The sequence below is a fragment of the Acinetobacter defluvii genome (assembly GCF_001704615.3).
GTDB lineage: Bacteria > Pseudomonadota > Gammaproteobacteria > Pseudomonadales > Moraxellaceae > Acinetobacter > Acinetobacter defluvii.
Window position 1 is genome coordinate 2683187 of the sequence record NZ_CP029397.2, and the last position, 13094, is coordinate 2696280.

Below are 13094 nucleotides of genomic sequence, written 5' to 3' on the forward strand. Positions count from 1 at the left end.
TTTCTCTCACTTTTTTAGCTGTTTTCTTCACCACATCTAAAATAAGAAAAAGTTTATATTAGATTAACTTTTCTTTTCATCCTTTGATTTTGTTTTAGCTTCAAGCTTTTGCGTATCCTTTTCAATGTCATCTAATTGTTTAACGGCTTGTTTCTCTGTTGCTACAGTCTTATCGGCTTGAGTATTTTTTGTTGCATTTTTTTCACTCACTTGTGAATTTTCAGCCAACTTTTCAACTTTATCTGCTGCTTTAGTCGTTTGCTCATCACCAATTGTTTCATTTTCAGTAGCAATATGTTGTTTAGCTAAATCAGCAATACTGATTTCTGGCTCATCACTTTTTAGGTTTTGTGCTTCATCTTTTTTCAACACTTGGACATCTTGGATAATTTCATTATCCTCTGACTGCTCAACTGCATTTTCCGCTACTGCGTCGCTCTTATCGACTTGAGTATCTTTTGTGGCACTCTTTTGACTCACTTGCGATTTTTCAGCCACCTTTTCTACTTTATCCGCTGATTCAGTAGTCTGCTCATCGCCAGTTGTTTCATTTTCAGTAGCAATGTGTTGTTTAGCTAAATCAGCAATATTGATTTCTGCCTCATCACTTTTTAAGTTGTGTGCTTCATCTTTTTTCAACACTTGGACATCTTGAATAATTTCATTTTCAGAGAGCTGTGCTGTAGTTGCTGTGTTTAACTCAGGTGCAGCACCTTCATGCTCAGGTGCTTGTAATAATGGGCTGGCTTGTGCAAGCAAAATTTCAGACTTCTCAAACGCAGCTAAAGCACTAATATTTTCTTGAGGATGTTGGATTAAATACTGCTGCGCACCTTTAAAGACGATTTGCGCTTTTTCAGTTGCATCATCAACCAACTTCCAACTATACGTTGCGCTAATCCCAATACAAGCAAATGGGGTAAGTTTAGAAATAATATTGAATTGTGGAAAATTTTCTAACCATGCCCACTTAAATGTACCATCTTCATTGCTAATCCAGTTTTTCCAGACATCGGTTGAATTACTTGAACCAAGTAGCTGTTGAAATTGACTCATATCCTGAGTTTTTAAAGTATTTGCAAATGTACGCAAGGCGATCAACAACGCTTGTTTTTCCGCCACAGAACCAATGTCAATTGTTTTGAAAATAAATTCAACCACTTCATGATCTTCAGGTTTCAACTCAAAACCATGCGCACGCCCTGTTTGGTAAATACTACGTAATGCCAAAGCAATTGAGCTTGGAACATCTATCGCAGAACCAATAACACCCGTTGCACCTGTCAATGCACCTTGAATCGCAGCAAGAACTTTATTTTGATTGGCGAGCGCTTGGCTAATACGTTGTGAACGTGCCGAATCTTGGCTCAACTCTTGGATATCTTTCACACCTACTTCTTTTAACAGCTTTTCTACTGAGCTGCTGTCTGACACAAAGTCATTTAACTTCTCAAAAAAGTAATCTGACATTTTGTCATTCAACTGTGGCGAGATAAATGACGCAACATTATTGATTTTCTTATAATGACGACCAAGTAACTGACTCGACACTTTAGGTAAATGTTCACGCATCATTTGCTGTGGATTATCATACTGTTTTTTTTCAAAGATACTTTGAGTACGTGCTTTACCTTCCACCACGGAGTCACTTTCTGGCGCTTGACTGAGTTTGCTCACTGAGTTTGGTGCAACATGATTGAATAAATTTAAACCTGTCGTACCAATTTTTTTAGCGAGACCAAATGTATTGGATAACATGCTACTTGATTGTTTATTATTAGAATCTGCCATTTGCACTCTACTCCATTCATTTTTATCGGCTTAGTCGAATACTAAGGATAGTCTAAAATTATCTCAACTATATTTGTGTATGCTTGAGCTAAAAATACAAAATCATGACAATTGCTTAACGCTAAAACACACTTGAGTCATAATTTGTCGCATTGCTGCGAATACAACTGGTACTTCAGTCAAGCCATCGTTATGCTTATGTCAAGATTTCAAAAGATTATTGAATAATATGCATAACAATTCACAACACGATGCAATACCAACACAGCACATTTTAAAACTTAGTGCTGAGCAAAAATATCATGATGAATTACAACGTCTAAAAGAACATGATCAAAAGCGTAAACCGCAAGGTTGGCAACTGTCTGCCTATGCGGTACGGGATTTTATTTTAGGTAATCCACAGCTCAATATTCAAAAAAAATTTTATGGCGATGATGCCTTGGTCGATCGTGCTTTAGTCACCTTAATGGGCAATCAAGGCTTGATGCTTGTCGGTCAACCCGGTACTGCAAAATCCATGTTATCTGAACTGTTTAGTGCAGCAATCAGTGGCAACTCGCAACTCACAGTGCAAGGGACAGCAGGAACAACCGAAGATCACATTAAATATTCATGGAATTATGCGTTGCTTTTATCGGAAGGTCCTACGGATAAGTCCTTGATTCCCTCCCCGATTTATTTTGCAATGCAACAAGGCAAATTGGCACGTTTTGAGGAAATTACCCGTTGTCCACCTGAGATTCAGGATGTATTAGTGTCGTTATTGTCAGAAAAACAAATGATGATTCCTGAAATGGGACAGGATTTTAGTGTTTCAGCGCAGCATGGTTTTAACTTGATTGCTACTGCCAACTTGCGTGATCGTGGTGTGCATGAAATGTCTGCTGCATTGAAACGTCGCTTTAATTTTGAAACCGTAAAACCGATTCAAAACCGTGACTTTGAAGCGGAATTGGTACAGTTACAACTAAAACAGCAAGTCGGTGATTTATTTTCAGAACTGACCGTACCACCGCAAGTGATTGAATTGCTTGTCACCATTTTCAATGAATTGCGTACAGGTCAAAGTCTACAAGGTGCAAATTTAAAAACTCCTGATGCAGTCATGTCGACTGCGGAAGCGGTGAATATTGCCCATGCTGCAAGTTTACAAGCGATTTATTTGGGCAATGGTGTGCTGCAAGCTGAGCATATCGCACAGCAATTGATCGGTGTAGTGTTTAAAGACAATCCTGAAGATGCCAAACGTCTGCGTTATTATTTGGACAGTGTGGTCAAAGAGCGTGCCCGTAAAGACAAAGATTGGAAAGCCTTTTTTGATGCGAGCCGTGAGTTTTAATCATGGCAGAATTTCATGCAGCAGCACTGCCTGAACGACTGCAACAGGCATTTCAAGCCAAGCAAAGCCTTGCCGCACAACAGGTTTATTTTGCACCTGTTCGTCATCATAGTCCTGCCTGTGCCTATGCCTTGCAACAGTATATTCAGGCACTCCAACCCACGCATATTTTGATCGAAGCACCGCATAGTTTTCAATTTTTACTTGAAGCTTTGTTGGATGCGGATACGCAGCCACCGATTGCGATTTTTGCACAAGCACAGCGACACAAAGCAGCTCAAGCATCTTCGCAAAACAAAAAATCGGATGAGGATGAAGAACCGCAAGAAGATCAAACGCCTGCGCTCTTTTCGGCTTATTATCCTTTCTGTGAATATTCACCTGAATGGGTAGCATTAAAACAAGGTACTACTCAACATGCCAAGATCGAATTTATTGATCTGTCTTGGCAAGAACAAAGTGCGTTTAAATTGGAAAATGCATCCTTAGATTGGTCACAAAAAAATCTGATTTCTGAGCGTTATTTAGCGCACAGTCAATATATTCAAAATCTTGCACAGCAGCTGCATTGTCGCAATCATGATGAACTTTGGGATCATTTATTTGAATTACAAAGCATTTCCAAGCTCAAACAAGCTGAAAAATTTTTCGATGATGTGTTTACATGGTGCTCTTTGGCACGTTTAGACTATGAACAAGATGTTCTGTTACAGGAAGCCTCCTTGCATCGTGAAGACTGCATGTGGCAAAAAATCCAAGCCTGTTTAAACCCTAAACATAAAATTTTAGTGGTCACGGGTGGTTTTCATACCTTGGCTTTGATTGAAAATTTAGCGCAAAAAGACACAGTAAAACGCTACCCCATTCAAGTCAATAAAAAGGAAAAATGGCAGGAAAGTGCATGGTTAATTCGTTATAGTTTTGACCGTTTGGATGCGTTAAATGGTTATGCTTCGGGTATGCCATCGCCTGCATTTTATCAACAGTTTTGGCAAGACTTAAATCAAGCAGATGAGCAGGAAAAGTCACAAACACATGTTGATGAACATTTGATTCAACAACAATTTCTAAAATATCTGACCGAAATTTGTCATCATTTGGATGAGAAACAAGTGTTGGATGTTACAGCCTATATTGCCCTGAAAAATACCGCAGAATTGGCATTTCAATTGGCACATTTACGGGGACATTATCGCCCAAGTCGTTATGACCTGTTGGATGCCTTGCAAAGTGCCTTGGTCAAAGGTGAATTGGATGATGGACAACACCTGTTATTTCAGGAAATTTACAGTTATTTAAGTGGGCAACAGCTTGGTAAAGTTGCTGCACATCAGCACAGCCCTGCGCTATTACAAAATATTTTTAAACAAATTGAAAAATATCGTTTCAATGTCAGTGATACCATTCCACGCAACCGAAAACTTGATATTTACCGTAAACCATTACATCAAGACATCAGTCAATTTCTGAATTTACTTGAATTTGTCGATTGTGGTTTTGCACAGCGTCTGTCAGGTCCTGATTTTACTCATGGCGCAGGTCTAGATTTGCTGTTTGAAGAATGGCGTTATACATGGTCGCCCTCGGTTGAAGCGCGTTTGATCGAACTTGCAGAATTGGGTGATCAGTTACAGCAAATTGCCTTAGGAAAAATTCTCGCTTTACAGCAACATAATCAGGAAAATGGACTTGGGCATTCGGCATTTGAAACTGCAAAATTACTGACTTTAGCCTGTCGTTTGGGCTTAAAAGAACAACTGAATATTTTGCAAAAACAATTGGATGATTATTTACAAACCGATCAAAGCCTACACTCTGTCGTTGCTGCAGCACAGCAATTGTATTATCTGTGGAGTGGTCGCCAATTATTGCAATTGCCTGAACATATTTTACAGCAAAGTTTGGTTCAGGCAGTGAAGCAAGCCTGTTTTTTACTCGACCAACTGTATGACACGCATGAAGATAAAATCGAAGAAAATCTGAAAAGTTTTAAGACTTTGCATGATCTGATTTTGTCTGTTTCTAAGCTCAAATCACAACAAGACAATGACTCACTCTTGGCATTGTTTTATCAGCATGTGGAACGTCAACAGTTTGATCAATACCATCTCAGTAAATTAAAAGGTGCTTTGGATACGTTGATGTTTCTTGATCATCGCATTGATCAAGCGCAATTACAGCAATATTTAAAAACTGCCTTTGCCATCGGCTGTGATGCCGATGAAGCCGTACAATATATTCAAGGTATGTTTGCCATTGCGCCTGAGATTTTTGTGCAATCCCCGATTGCGATCAATGCCTTATATGATTTGGTCAAACATTGGCGAGAAGATACGTTTTTACAGATTTTGCCTGATCTGCGTTACATTTTCAGTCAACTCAGTCCAAAGCAAAATTCATCCGTTTCGCAAAATGTTGCCCGTATGGCAGGACTTGCCGAAGATGTGGTTTTAGATCAAGTCCATAGTCATATCAATGAACACGACATGCTGAATGCAGCACATTTAAATCAACAATTACAACAACTTTTACAGCATGATCAACTGCAAGATTGGATCACAGGAGTTGAAAAATGACACAAAACAACACTGCGCCATCCGATTTAGATCAACAAGAAACCGCTTTGGACAGCTTAGATGCAGCGCGGCGTTGGCGACTGATTTTAGGACGTTATTCGGATCAAAGTTTATCCGCAGCCAATTTATCAGGCGAACAACTTAAATTGGAACGCAATCTCGACTATTTATATCAAAATGAATATAAACGCCGAGGGGTTCAGCAAGGTTCAAACCGACATGGTGGGCTTGAGGGTTCACAACTGACTGCAATCAATTGGCTCAATCAAAGTCGAAAATTATTTCCCAAATCCACTTTTGAGCGGATGCAAAAGCATGCGCTTGAACGTTATCAGTTGAAAGACTTACTGAAAGACCCGCAAAGTATTCGTGAATTAGAACCCAATCCTGCCACTGCCAAAGCACTGCTCAGTATGCGTGGGCGTTTGAGTGCCGAAGCCAAAGAAGCGGTGCGGGATGTGATTCGTCAGGTGGTTGAGGAATTATTACAAAAAATTCGCACACAGTTTTTGCAGTCCCTACAAGGTCGGCGTAACCGTTTTCGTCGTACGCATATCAAACAAGCGCAAAATTTTGATTGGAAACGTACCATTCAAAACAATCTGAAAAATTATCAAGCTGAGCATAAAAAGCTGATTATTCAAAATCCAATTTTTAATGCACGAGTGCAAAAGCATTTGTCTTGGGAAATTGTACTGTGTGTGGATCAGAGTGGTTCAATGCTTGATTCGGTGATGTATGCCGCGATTTGTGCAAGTATTTTGGCGGCATTGCCTGCGGTGAAAATCAGCTTGGTGCTGTTTGATACGCAAATTGTCGATCTCAGTCATTTGGCGCATGATCCTGTCGAGGTCTTGCTCACGGTACAACTTGGTGGCGGAACCAATATTGGCAAAGCGATGGAATATTGTGCCAAAAAAATTACCCAACCAAATCGCAGTATTTTGATTTTGATCAGTGATTTTGAAGAAGGTGCATCGGTGCAGCATTTGTTAAATACCACCGCCCAACTGAATGAACAAGGTTGTAAATTGCTTGGGCTTGCCGCATTGGACAGCCAAGCCAATCCTGTGTATGACAGTAATATGGCGCAAAAATTACAACAACGTGGTATGCAAATCGCAGCAATGACACCTGATCATTTAGCCACTTGGTTTGCGGAGGTGATGCAATGATTGGGCAAATTTATCTGCATTATGATGAAGACAGTTTGGCATTACACAGCAATGCAGGCTTGATTCGTCGTGCTAAAAAGTCGCTTGAAGATGTGCAACTCGTTCAGGGAAATACTGCACCTTTACAGTTCAAAGTGGAAGAATTTGAGGTTGTTTTACCTGAGCAAGGCATTACTGAAGCACAATGTAATTGCCCTGCGCAAAGCTGCTGTAAACACATTCTCATCAGTATTTTTTGGTTACAGCAAAATCAAAATCTAACTGCAAATACCATACAAAGCACTGAAACATCCGCCGAACCAAGCCATAAAAATGGCAATCAAAATGATAATAAAAGCGCTACGGAAAATATTGATGCCACTGTAGACAATATCCAACACAGCTCAACTGCAAATATTGCAACACATACAGCTTTAAATACCGCCTTAACGCTGAAAGACAGTGCATTATTTAAAAAAGCAGGCAAAGCACAAACCCGTTTGGCTTTTGAAATTTGGCAGAGTTTTTGTCAAAACGCTGAGCATTGTCAAATCGACATCGCCCCTGAAAAAATCAGTTTTAAAACCACATTCAGTGACAATGCCATTTTATTTTTTCCACCGACAGGTTTTGATGGGATTCTGTCAGACCTTGCAGACAATAAGAAAAATGCGGTGCATCTTGCCTGTATTGCCTATTTATTTCACTTAAATGCGCCTGAACAATGGCAATGGGCGGAAGATTTACAGCAACAACTCAGCCAAGAACATCAGCACATTTTAAACCCTGAAGATTTTGAATTTATTCAAGAGTTACAACAACTTTGCCAACATTTTATTCAGCAAGGTTTATCACATTTGGCCAAAGAATCGGTGTTGTCATTGCACATTTTAAATATGCAGGCACGTGCACAAAATTTACCTCGTCTTGCAACGCAGTTAAGACAACTGTATGGCATGATGCGACAGTTTTTGGAAGATGATATTCAGATTGATGAACAGCAAATTTTCTCACAACTCGCCTATCTGAATGCTTATTTATTTGCTTTACAAAATAGCCAAAACCAAGCGGAAAATTTCACTCGTCTAAAAGGTGTCGTGCAACGTGATTATCAGGAAAACAGCACTGAACGTTTGATTCCTTTGGGCTGTGAATGGTGGCAAACTGACAGTGGTGCACAAGGTTTAACCGTAACCTTTTGGGATGTAGAACAACAACATAGCCGTGAAGTGACGCAAGCCCGAGCCAATCGCTTAGACAGTACATTTGATAAACATAATGTGGCGCAAACGGGCATTTGGGGCACATCTTTGGATTATTTGCTCAGTCATCAAATTCAACTGAATATTTCCAAAGCAAGCTCCAAAGTCAATCTCAGTGCAAGCGCAGAAACTCGATTTAGTCAACTTGCTGCCTTTAAAGCGCTGAATATGGATGATTTTCAGCAGCTCAATATCGGCATCAGTCGTTGGGCAGATCTGTATCAATATGTGCAACCGACCTCAAGTTTGGAAATCAATCCATATCGTTATGTGTTACTGCGTCATCAACAGATTTTTGCACCTGAACTGAACGAGCAACAACAATGTTTTGAATGTCGTATTCAGGATGATGCTGGGCAAAGTTTAAAACTGACTTTGCCGATTGAAATCGAATATCAAGTTCGTATTAAGCACCTCACAACCCTCATTCAACAAAATGAAAAAATCGTGGCAACCCTCGTGCGTTTGGATACATCACAGCAAAATATTCAATTGATTCCATGCAGTGTGATGATACAAAAAAAGCAAGGTTTGGAAATTTTCAGTTTGGATTATCATCATCCACCCTATAAAAAAAGCAGTTTGGGTGAATTGATCACAGGTCGGATTGAAAAATTACTGCAACAGAAAAAGCAGTGGCAAAGCCAACAGCACTATTCTGCTTTGGACATCGCCACACAGCAAACCCAATCTGTGCTTGAGTTTTATGCCAATACGGGGCGTGCTGTGCTTGATCCTGATGACAAACAGAAATTGCAACACGCAGCACAGTTGTATGAAGATTTGGGCTTGGACATGTTGCAACGTAGTATTCAAACAGGAGTCGCGAGTGAAAATTTGGCAGCCACTTTACTGAAATGGCGACATTTATTTTTACAAATACAACGTCTGTCTTATCGCTTACCAATAGAAAATTCAATTTAGAATCGATAAAAATGGGATAAAGCAAAATAAAAGCATGAATATCAGCGAAACAAGCGTGCAATAAAATTGCCTTAGCAAGTCAAGTTATGTCGCACAACAACAAAATCACGCTTTTATTTTTGTTTTATTTTTCTAAGATAGAAACATACTTTTTTAATCAACGCTGCTGAATAACACGTAGATCTTTTTTCATAACAGGAAAGTTTATAATGCTCAGTAATTTTATATCTAAAATCGAATCTTTATTTACTGATAAAGACAATAAACAAAACAATAGCAATCCAGAACAATCGCAACATACAGATATTCAAGAATATAATCAAAAAATGGTCGAAACCATCAAACCCCTCTATGAGGTTTTCAAAGTACTCAATGAGGTCGATGAAAATCTGATGAAAAGCATTATCGCTTATATTGTAGAGGCAGAAGAACCGCAAATTCTATTAAAACTCAACCAACTGTCTGATGAAAAAGCCAGCGATTTGATTGGTCATCCTGGTACTTATGAATGGTATTGGTCACAAACGCAACTCAGCAAAGCGCAAGAAAAATTAAAAAATCAATCTATCAAAGCCCGTAAACAGCTCAATGATCATTTATTTACCACTTTAAATCATGAGCAGATCATCCGTTTAGGTAAAGTGTACGAAAGCATTACCCAACTGAAAAATTATAAAGAACTCTATGCACCGATACCAAAATGGTTCACGTATATCGTGGTTGATGCTTTAGTAACGTTGCAGCAACGCCATGGTTTTAGTGAAATTGATGCCAAAAAACACATTAAACAGCAGTGGACATTAGCCAAGTTAGAGCAACTTTTGGCAGCAGATGAAGCGACATTGGTGCAATACTTACCGTTATTTATTTTTGAACGTGTAGGTTGTAGTAGTTATTATACAGACCGTATGGATTTGATTTTTGAATTGTCTGATACTGATGCTTATATCGAACAGCATCTTGATATTTTAAAAAAGGAGATTCCAAATCTCAGTGTCGATGGTCAAACCGTATTTTTAGATTATTTAAAACGTAAACCTGAGCTTTTAAAACAACTGCCTGAGTTGATCGTAAAACTGACCATTGGGCGCTCTAAAACTATTCGTGATCTGGCTGTTAGTTTATTGAGTCAACTGAATGCTGAAGATAGTCAGCGTTATTTACAAGAATATTTAGTCAATGGTTCAAGTAAAGAGCGCGGTTTTGCTGCAGAGCTTTTAGCACGTTTAGGTGAACATAACTTCACTGTTCTTGAACAAGCACTTAAAAATGAAAAACAAAAATCAGTTCAGCAAATCATTTTAATGGCGGTGCAACGCTTAAAAGCAGTGAACGATTGTGTCAATGATACAAGTATTGAAATTCCTGCCTTTACTCCTTTGATTGCACAAGATATTCCTCCTCACTTTATTGAAGTCATGCATGAAAATTATCAGAAAATTTTAGAAAAAGCGGAACAGTCCGCTGCTGCTGAAATTGAGGACAATAAAACCAATAGCTACCGCTCAGATTGGGCACAAAAAAACCTGAAACGCCTAAAAAACTTAAAAATGGGAAACATTGATCATTTATTAGAACAACTTAATGGTCAGTCACCACGTAAATCCTTTGAGTCTGATATTCAAATCATTAACCATCAAAAAAGGCTACAAAGTTTTCCTGAATATTCATTGCATCATGCCTTACGCATTCATGCCAGTCGCCGTCACGATCAAAGTGCGCATTGGAGTTCAATTTTTGAGGACTTACCGCCCACCCAATATAGCACCTTAGATCTACGCCAAATTAATCAGGCACTCAAAGAAACAGGTTATGGCAATACTGAACGTCAGATTGCACAAGGCATGCTGATGTCTTATTGGAATGATTTGGATGATTACATCACCGAACCTGAACAAATTTGGCCGTTCTTTGCGGAACATCCTGAATTTATTTCTGAAGCATTGGGCTTAAGTCCGTCTTTGGAGGAAAATAGCTATTATCAATTTGAAGAGATCAAAGCGATTAAGATTTTAGAATATTTCCCAAGCATTCCACAGCAATATATTCCCCGTTTGCTTGAATATGCATTAGGGGAAAATAAACGCTTACGTTTCGATGCACAGCAAGCCTTACAAACTTTACCAGATATTCATCTACGTGCCATTGAAGCATTGAGCTCTGGTAAACAAGAGATTCGTATCACAGCGATTGAATGGCTTGCACGTTTGCAACATCCAGATGCCATCAAACCTTTAAATGATTTGCTTAAAAAAGAGAAAAAAGAAATTGTTCGTGCAGCGTTATTAACTGCATTAGAAAAACTTGGGCAAGACATCAGTCCTTATCTGTCTGAAAAAGTTTTAATGGCAGAAGCTGAACAAGGTCTAAAAGCCAAACTCTCCAGTAGTTTTGCATGGTTTGATGCCAAAACTTTGCCTGAAGTACAGTGGAAAAATGGTACGACTGTAAAAGCTGAAATTATCCATTGGTGGGTAGTACTTGCTGAAAAATTGAAAGACCCGAAAGCCAATGCGCTTTTCCAACGTTATTTGGATTTACTTGATGAGAAAAGCCAACAAAAACTCGCCAATCATCTATTACACACGTTTATTCAACAAGATACACTTTCGCCAACTTTAGACCAAGCGATGGAGGTTGCTACTAAAGAAGCGCCTCAACGCCTCCAAGGTTATCGTGATAGCTATAAAAATTATGGACATAAATATCCTGAATATTATGGGCATTATGCAACGATTACGCTTGAGGAGGTCATTGAAGAAATTAAACGTCAGCAATTGGCAATTTACTTAGGTTCAGCGATTAAAAGTAAAGGCATGTTGGCATTGACTTATCCTGCACAAGGCAGTTTTGCAGTAAAAACTTTGCAAGACTATATGAAACAGCATTATCAACGCCGTTCACAAATTGAAGCCATGATTTCTGCGTTGTCGATCAGCAATGACCCTCTTATTATTCAACTGTTATTGTCACTATCACGTCGCTATCGCACCACATCTGTGCAAAACTTAGCAACTGAACTAGTTGCTGAAATTGCTGAGCGTAACCAATGGACCAGTGATGAACTCGCAGATCGTACCATTCCTACCGCAGGTTTAGATGAAAATGGCATTTTAAACTTAGAGTATGGTTCACGTTTATTTACTGCGATTGTGGATGATAAAGATAAATTTGTTCTCAAAAATGAAGAAGGTAAAGTCGTAAAAGCCTTACCTGCGGCACGTCAGAATGATGATGAAAGCTTAATTAAAGAAGCCAAAGCGCTGTTCAGCAGCAGTAAAAAAGAACTTAAACAAGTGATTGATTTACAAACACAACGCTTATATGAAGCAATGTGCAGCGAACGCCAATGGAAACAAGCTGAATGGTTTGAATATTTACATGCGCATCCGATTGTACGCCGTTTGATTCAACGTTTGGTGTGGATTGAGGTAACTGAATCAGGTGAAAAAATCGCTTTTCGTCCAAGTGATGATGGTTGTTTACTCAACCTTGATGATGATGAGATTGAAATTCAAAACAACAGTTACATTCAAATTGCACATGCCGTGATTGTTGGCAAAGAAAATGCACAGGCATGGCTAGATCATTTTAAAGACTACAAAGTGAAGTTTTTATTTGAGCAAATGAGCCATCATTTACCTGAAATGGCGGATTTAAAAGCGACTCAAATCGAAGATCGTAAAGGCTGGATTACCGATACCTTTACATTACGGGGTGTGGTTAACAAACTTGGCTATCAACGTTCAAGTATTGAAGACGCTGGCTCATTTGACCGTTATACCAAGTCCTTTAAACAACTTGGCATAGACGTACAAATCGTTTTTAGTAGCAGTTATGTCCCTGAGGAAAATATCCCCGCAGTCCTGTATGAGTTGGAATTTAATAAATTAGGCAGTCGCTCTTGGAACTCACACAGCCTACTTCTCAGTGAAGTTCCGCCAATTTTATTGGCTGAAAGCTATGCAGACTATTTAAAAGTAGCCGATGCATGTAATGGTTTTGATCCCGAGTGGCAAAAAAAGACCCCTTGGTAAGCATGTAA

6 protein-coding genes are annotated in these 13094 nt (G+C 39.1%); 5 read left to right on the forward strand and 1 reads right to left on the reverse strand.

All coding sequences use genetic code 11. The annotated features are described in order from the left end of the window. Nucleotides 1–63: 63 nt before the first annotated feature. A complete protein-coding gene (locus DJ533_RS15305; RefSeq protein ID WP_065994463.1) occupies nucleotides 64–1791 on the reverse strand; it encodes an EcsC family protein in 1728 nt (575 codons plus the stop codon). 229 nt (nucleotides 1792–2020) lie between these two features. Here DJ533_RS15305 and DJ533_RS15310 point away from each other — a divergent pair, with 229 nt between their 5' ends. From DJ533_RS15310 to DJ533_RS15330, 5 genes are all read left to right on the forward strand, one after another. Then, nucleotides 2021–3133, forward strand: a complete 1113-nt coding sequence (locus DJ533_RS15310; protein ID WP_065994462.1) for an ATP-binding protein — start codon at nucleotides 2021–2023, stop codon at nucleotides 3131–3133. Nucleotides 3134–3135: 2 nt separating this feature from the next. Continuing rightward, nucleotides 3136–5709: a DUF5682 family protein gene (locus tag DJ533_RS15315; RefSeq protein WP_065994461.1), complete on the forward strand. Its 2574-nt coding sequence runs from the start codon at nucleotides 3136–3138 to the stop codon at nucleotides 5707–5709. Continuing rightward, nucleotides 5706–6884 carry a VWA domain-containing protein gene (locus DJ533_RS15320; protein ID WP_065994460.1) on the forward strand — a complete coding sequence of 393 codons (1179 nt, stop codon included), beginning with the start codon at nucleotides 5706–5708 and terminating at the stop codon, nucleotides 6882–6884. Before DJ533_RS15315 ends, DJ533_RS15320 begins: the two co-directional genes overlap by 4 nt. Continuing rightward, nucleotides 6881–9049, forward strand: a complete 2169-nt coding sequence (locus tag DJ533_RS15325; RefSeq protein ID WP_065994459.1) for a hypothetical protein — start codon at nucleotides 6881–6883, stop codon at nucleotides 9047–9049. The genes DJ533_RS15320 and DJ533_RS15325 overlap by 4 nt, the downstream gene beginning before the upstream one ends. Nucleotides 9050–9258: 209 nt before the next feature. Then, nucleotides 9259–13086: a DUF4132 domain-containing protein gene (locus DJ533_RS15330; protein WP_065994458.1), complete on the forward strand. Its 3828-nt coding sequence runs from the start codon at nucleotides 9259–9261 to the stop codon at nucleotides 13084–13086. Nucleotides 13087–13094: the final 8 nt, after the last annotated feature.

Excerpts from the sequence above, each read along its gene's own strand:
- DJ533_RS15330 (WP_065994458.1), top strand. The coding sequence starts at position 9,259 with ATGCTCAGTAATTTTATATCTAAAATCGAATCTTTATTTACTGATAAA.
- DJ533_RS15305 (WP_065994463.1), bottom strand. The coding sequence starts at position 1,791 with ATGGCAGATTCTAATAATAAACAATCAAGTAGCATGTTATCCAATACA.
- DJ533_RS15310 (WP_065994462.1), top strand. The coding sequence starts at position 2,021 with ATGCATAACAATTCACAACACGATGCAATACCAACACAGCACATTTTA.
- DJ533_RS15320 (WP_065994460.1), top strand. The coding sequence starts at position 5,706 with ATGACACAAAACAACACTGCGCCATCCGATTTAGATCAACAAGAAACC.
- DJ533_RS15325 (WP_065994459.1), top strand. The coding sequence starts at position 6,881 with ATGATTGGGCAAATTTATCTGCATTATGATGAAGACAGTTTGGCATTA.
- DJ533_RS15315 (WP_065994461.1), top strand. The coding sequence starts at position 3,136 with ATGGCAGAATTTCATGCAGCAGCACTGCCTGAACGACTGCAACAGGCA.